At 74.2% G+C, this 2318-nt stretch carries 1 protein-coding gene and 1 pseudogene; one reads left to right on the plus strand and one right to left on the minus strand.

Going from position 1 to position 2318, the window contains the following annotated elements; translation table 11 throughout:
• Positions 1-168: 168 nt before the first annotated feature.
• Positions 169-1257: an amidohydrolase family protein gene (locus ACFXA3_RS41170; RefSeq protein ID WP_385196403.1), complete on the minus strand. Its 1089-nt coding sequence runs from the start codon at positions 1255-1257 to the stop codon at positions 169-171.
• Between the two features lie 78 nt (positions 1258-1335).
• Between ACFXA3_RS41170 and ACFXA3_RS41175 the strand changes: the two are divergent.
• Positions 1336-2283: pseudogene (locus ACFXA3_RS41175) on the plus strand (pyridoxal-phosphate-dependent aminotransferase family protein); the annotation flags it as partial.
• Positions 2284-2318 lie beyond the last annotated feature (35 nt).

Raw genomic sequence — 2318 nt, forward strand, 5'->3', positions numbered from 1 at the left:
GGGTTTGCGTGATTATATTGGTTGCACTGTTCTTCACTAAGCCCGGGTGTTCGTTTCCGCCAGGGCGCGCTGGGGAATACGCGGCGGCGGGTGGCCCGCAGGGCGGTACACAACGCCGGCCGGGGCACCGGCGTCACGCGGGGCGTCAACCGCGCGCCAACCCGGCGCTCAGGCGCGGACCTTGCCGTTCACGACCACGCGCCGCGGCTGCGCCAGCGCCCGGACGTCGGCCCGCGGGTCGGCGTCGTAGACCACCAGGTCCGCCGGCGCACCCTCGGTCAGGCCCGGCCTGCCGAGCCACTCGCGCGCCGCCCACGTCGTCGCCGAGAGGGCCTCCAGGACCGGGATCCCGGCGCGCACCAGCTCCGCGACCTCCGCCGCGACCAGGCCGTGCGGCAGGGAACCCCCGGCGTCGGTGCCGACGTACACGCCGATGCCCGCGTCGTAGGCGGCCCGTACGGTGTCGTACCGGCGCTCGTGCAACCGCCTCATGTGCGCCGACCAGCGCGGGAACTTGGCCTCGCCGCCCGCCGCCATCTTGGGGAAGGTCGCGATGTTCACGAGCGTCGGGACGATCGCCACCCCGCGCTCCGCGAACAGCGGGATGGTGTCCTCCGTGAGCCCGGTGGCGTGCTCGATGCAGTCGATGCCCGCCTCGACCAGGTCGCGCAGCGAGTCCTCCGCGAAACAGTGCGCGGTGACCCGGGCGCCGAGGCGGTGCGCCTCGGCGATGGCCGCCTCCACCTCCGCCCGCGGCCAGCAGGGCGCCAGGTCCCCGGCCTCGCGGTCGATCCAGTCCCCCACCAGCTTCACCCAGCCGTCGCCGCGCTGCGCCTCGCGGCCCACGTACGCGACGAGGTCGGACGGCTCGATCTCATGGGCGAAGTTGCGGATGTAGCGGCGGGGCCGGGCGATGTGCCGGCCGGCCCTGATGATCTTCGGAAGGTCCTCGCGGTCGTCGATCCAGCGGGTGTCGGAGGGGGATCCGGCGTCGCGGATGAGCAGGGTGCCGGCGTCGCGGTCGGTCAGGGCCTGGCGTTCGGCGGTCTCCGCGTCGACCGGACCGTGGGCGTCCAGTCCCACGTGGCAGTGCGCGTCGACGAGACCGGGCAGCGCCCAGCCGGACACCGTGGTGATCTCGTGGGCCCCGCGCGGGCGTTCGTAGGAGATCCGGCCGCCGACCACCCAGAGTTCGTCGCGCGCGTCGTCGGGTCCGACGAGCACACGCCCCTTCACATGCAGCACGTCATCGGTCATGTCCCGCACTGTACGTGCGGCCTCGGTACGCTCGTGCGGGTAGACCCCGGACGCAGCGGACGAAGAGAGAGCAGCACCGTGACCCACCCCCTCCTGGACCTTCCGCCGCTCACCGCGGAACGCTTCGCGTCGATCGAGCAGGGGGTCACGGACCTCCTATCCACCCGCCAGGACGTGGTGATCACCCAGGGCGAGGCGCTGCTGCCCCTCGAGGGCTGCATCCGCTCGGGCGCCCGCCCCGGTTCGACGGCACTGAACGTCGTGACCGGCCCGTACGGGACCACCTTCGGCAACTGGCTGCGTGACGCCGGGGCCCGGGTGGTGGACCTCGCGGTGCCGTTCGACACGGCGGTGACCGGTGAGCAGGTGGCCGAGGCCCTGTCCGCGCATCCGGAGATCGACTTCGTCTCGCTGGTGCACGCGGAGGCGGCGACCGGAAACACCAACCCGGTCGAGGAGATCGGCGAGGCCGTCCGGGCCCACGGTGCGCTGTTCATGCTGGACGCGGTGGCGTCGGTGGGCGCGGAGACGCTGCTGCCGGACGCGTGGGGCGTGGACCTGTGCGTGATCGGCGCCCAGAAGGCGATGGGCGGCCCGGCGGGGGTCTCGGCGGTGTCGGTCTCGGAGCGGGCGTGGGCCCGGTTCGCGGACAACCCGGCGGCGCCGCGCCGCTCGTACCTCTCGCTCCTGGACTGGAAGGAACGCTGGATCGACGCGGGCCGCACGGCGCTCCCGCACGCCCCGGCACAACTGGAGATGCTGGCGCTGGAGGCCTGCATGGACCGGATCGCGGCCGAGGGCCTGTCGGCGGTGACGGCACGTCACGCGGCCGCCGCGGCGGCGACCCGGGCGGGCGCGGTGGCCCTGGGCCTCGCCCCGTACGTCGGCCGGGACGCGCAGGCGGCGCCGGTGGCCACCACGCTGCGGGTGCCGGAGGCCTCGCTGGTGGTGGCCAAGGCCCTGGCCGCCGCCCCGGCGGCGGCGCGCGCGGGCGGGGGCCGGGCGGGGGGCCGGGCGGTGGTGCGGGGGGTCTCTTAAAAACAAAAGACGCGGCCCACGAA

The sequence above is a fragment of the Streptomyces sp. NPDC059456 genome (assembly GCF_042750055.1).
Lineage (GTDB): Bacteria > Actinomycetota > Actinomycetes > Streptomycetales > Streptomycetaceae > Streptomyces.